This is a genomic window from Streptomyces sp. NPDC015125, assembly GCF_043080045.1.
Lineage (GTDB): Bacteria > Actinomycetota > Actinomycetes > Streptomycetales > Streptomycetaceae > Streptomyces.
In genome coordinates this window covers 1-3812 of the sequence record NZ_JBIBVF010000045.1, presented here as the reverse complement: position 1 = coordinate 3812, position 3812 = coordinate 1, and the positions used below count along the sequence as shown (strand labels likewise).

The 3812-nt window shown below is 67.2% G+C and carries 2 protein-coding genes; one reads left to right on the top strand and one right to left on the bottom strand.

The window, feature by feature from the left end; translation table 11 throughout:
- Positions 1-34 precede the first annotated feature (34 nt).
- A complete protein-coding gene (locus ACF088_RS41135) occupies positions 35-1360 on the bottom strand; it encodes a hypothetical protein (RefSeq protein ID WP_392381108.1) in 1326 nt (441 codons plus the stop codon).
- 376 nt (positions 1361-1736) lie between these two features.
- Between ACF088_RS41135 and ACF088_RS41130 the strand changes: the two genes are divergently transcribed.
- Complete coding sequence (locus tag ACF088_RS41130) at positions 1737-2885, top strand: GNAT family N-acetyltransferase (RefSeq protein WP_392381107.1); 1149 nt, start codon at positions 1737-1739, stop codon at positions 2883-2885.
- Positions 2886-3812 lie beyond the last annotated feature (927 nt).

Here is a 3812-nt window from a genome sequence, read left to right as displayed (position 1 = left end):
GGGGGTGGGGGAGTTCCGCGGCAATGACGTCTCTTTACTTCGCTGTGTCGGCGGGCACTTCGCCCCACACGGGCAGCTCGCTCTGATGAAATACGGCCGCGATGCGCGCGTTCGCGGGCGGCGCGATGGAGATGATGCTGCTCGCACCGGCCGGCACCGCCTTGGCGAACGTTCCCGCGCAACCCTGCGGCGTGTAGAACATGCCATAGACCGCCTGCCACTCCTCGGTTTCCCCGGTCACCGGGTCCACCACGAACTCAGACCGCGGTACCACTCTCTGCTGTACGACACATCCCTCCGCGGCCGAGTCCTTCAGAGCCCGCCGCCACGTGGCGTCGTCCGTCTCCCAGCCCACGACAGCGCCGACTCCGCCGCCGCGTGCGTTGACCTTCAGGATCAACTGCTCGCGCCGCTCCAGGCATTCGTCGACGAGGTCGGTGTCGGTCTTGAGCGTTTCGGTGTTGATCAGGCGGGTCCAGGGCAACACCCGGTCGACGAGCCGGCACTCGTCCTCGCTGAGATCGCGCCGCCGCGCCGCATCGGAAAGCAGCGCCATACAGGACTTGTTGGCGAACATGTTGCTGGACAGGGGGGTCCAGAGCAGCGTCCCGCCGGCCCCGTGCGCACGCAGCAGCGGTGCGACCAGGTCCCAGCCGTCAGGTTCCTCGGCGATCTGGTCCGGGACGAAGGTGCGGTAGACCACGTCGATCTTCGTGTCCCCGAGGTAAAGCGCCCCCTCGCGTTCGTGCACGTCGGAGACCTCGGCCACCAGGATGTCGAGGCCCGCCCAGCGCAGTGCGGACTGGAAGTTGGCCCAGTGCTCGCCGTAGTCCTTGAGACCGCCACGCCACTCCAGCAGGGCCACCACCGGCTCACGGCCGGGTGCCACCCGGGCGCCGAAGCGGCGCAGGGCCTCCACCGCGGCGCGGACGGGATGCACGTAACCAAGCCGGTTCCGGCGCGCGAAGCCAGCGAAGGCGTCGACCTCCATCGCCGCGCGGGAGATCTCCCCCGCGAATCCCCAGCCGCCCGCCTCGCTTCCCAGATTGAACTCAAGGAGCTTGAACGAGGTCCCGTCGTGGTACATGTCGGCCCGGCCGTAATGGGGCGGCAGCAGGTCACCGAACCGCCGAATCGCTTCCCAACGGTCGTCGCTGATTCCCAGCACCGACCGGAATGCCTCCAGATCGCCGCCGAACATCCGGTCCGGCAGAGAGAAGAGCATGTCGATGAGGTGCCGCAGGTCATCGGCAAACTCGCGAATCTCACGCTCGGCCACGAAGAGGGGCCTGGCCAAGAACTCGACATTCCACGGTGCGAGCGTCGGGAAATCCTTGACGTACCGGGCGACCGAGGGCAACTCGCTGTCCGGTGTGCGGAATTCCTCGTTGTACTGGGCTGTGACCCGTTCCGCCGACATGAAGGCTCCACTCGTGCTCGATGGTGACGGGACATCTCGGCCCGCAGAAATCACCGTTTCACCCCGATCTCCCGTGTGACTCAATTGCGGCTCAATTCCCGCTCAACGGCCCCTTCGGGCGCGGAACATCTGTATTAATCTGCAATGACAGCAGACCTGAAAGGAACGGCTCCGCAGTCATGCGGGACGCTTGTTCCTGGCCCTCACGAGCGGCGGACGCCCGTGGAACGCGGCCGGGCCCGGCCGGGGCCCGGGGGCCCCGTGGCGCCCGTCCTGGTCGCCGTAGCTGTTCCGCCGAAGACCAAGGGGAGGCGCCATGACCGCCACGACGGACACTTTCGCCGACGCCATCGGCGGGCTCGGGGACACCGAGTGGGACCGGCTCGCCGACGGCAGGTTCTACTCGTCGGCGCTGTGGCTGCGGGTGTGCGCCCTCGACCCCGGGTCGGTCTCCGGCGGACTACACGTGGAGACCCCGGGCGGCGGCCGGGCCGCCATCCCCGTGGCGGCGGTGACCGACGAGCCCACCCCAGACCTGCGGTGGCACGACCTGCTTACCGCACGCGGCCTGCCGGCGCCCGAGCCGGGCGGCCTGCTCATCGGCCAGCGCCGCGGCTACCTGGCGCACCTGCTGACCGGCGAGGGAACCGATCGGACCGAGGCCGCCGCCGAGGTGCTCGACGCGGTCCGCACGCTGCGCTCACCCCTGCACGAGGAGTCGAAGATCGCCCGCGTGGCGATGTACCTGACCACCGAGGATGTGGGGGCGCTGCGCGCGGCGGGGGTGCGGACCGCCCCGGTCGCGCTGAAGACCGACGCCTGGATCAAGATCCCGCCCGGCGGCTTCCACGCCTGGCTGGAATCGCTGTCGGCGCACCGGGCCCGCCGTATCCGCAGCGAGATACGGAAGTTCGAGAAGGCCGGATACGAGATGGAGCACCGGACGCTCGCCGAGTCCTGGCAGGACGTCGCCCGGCTGCTGGCCCATTCGTTGTTGCGCTACGGCAGAACTGTCGACGTGGCCCCGATGGCCGAGTCCTTCCGCAAGCAGGGTGAACTTGCCGGTTCGCGCGCCGAAGTGGTGCTGTGCTCGCGCCCCGGCGAACCGCCCGTCGGCTTCTGCCTGTACTACCGTCAGGGCGACACCGTGCACCTGCGGGGGCTCGGCCTCGACCACGACCAACTCTCCTCGGCCGCCGAGTACTTCAACCTCACCTACTACATGGCAGCGCGGCTCCCGGGAGTGCGCTGGATTCACGCGGGCACCGAGACCGCGGAAGGAAAGGCACTGCGCGGCGCGACGCTCCGGCCGCTGTGGCTGCTGGACCTGTCCGAGGACAGCCCGCTGGCCGGGAACGACGAGGAGATCCGCGAGCACAACCGGGCCCTGCTCGCCCGCCTGCGCGACTCCTCGCCCGCGATTTCCGACGCCCTGGAGTACGAGCTCTGGGAGCCGTACTGCTAGGGCCAGCTGCCGCCGCAGTAGTAGCAGCACAAGGCGTCGTGGCGCAGGGTGTGCATTTCCACCGCTGGTGACTGGGCTTCAGGCAGTATGGCTTTCGCCGTATCACGCGGGCTTTGCGCGGCAGCGCCTTTGACGCCTTCTCAACGCTCCACGCTTTCCCGCCATGCTGTTGTCCCCTCGCGCTTTCGCGTCCAGGTCAGGCGGGTAGCCCCAAGGTCATCTCCTTCCGAACCTCGGCCCCCTGCGGGGGCGATCCAGCGCCGAGTGAAACGGCGCACCGTTTCTGAGTATCCGGCTCTCCAGTGACTATTCCGTGGAGTCAGCGGCCAGTTGCCGCGCATGGATTTCGTCGTGGCAAGCGGCGCAGACTACAAACGTCTTGCGTCGATTCACGGCATCGCCGTCAACCCTCGGAAGAATCGAAGTAAACTCATGGCCATTGGTCTTGGTCTTCCCCCCCCATCGGCAGGATGTGTTCCACGGGCGTTCGCCACTCTTGCGGCATGGCCGAAAGTAAACGCTCCCCATGGCTGCAGAAGTTTTATTTTTTCGGGTGTTCAAGTATTCCATTCACAAAGCTGATATCCAGTGTTCACGGAAGTCGTTGATTGAGAATTGAGCCGCAATTGAGTCGCGCCGGATGGCAGGGTGGAACAGTTACCCCTGCGGGCCGAGAGGCCCAGCCGCCATCGAGCAGGAGGGGACGCCTCATGTCAGCAACCGGTAACAGCCCAGTACAACGAGGAGTTCCGCACGCCGTGCAGTGACTTGCCCGCGGCCGCCCAGCACGTCAAGGACTTCCCGACGCTCGCACCTTGGCATGGCGAGCATTTGGCGGAGCCCCTCTTCGCTGCCGAGGCGGGCGAATTACCCGCCCACGCGGCGAAGTAAAGAGAGGTCATGATGCCGCAGAATTTCCCCGCGCCT

What these genes read in the sequence shown, in the direction of transcription:
- ACF088_RS41130 (WP_392381107.1), top strand. Translation starts at nt 1,737, where the DNA reads ATGACCGCCACGACGGACACTTTCGCCGACGCCATCGGCGGGCTCGGG.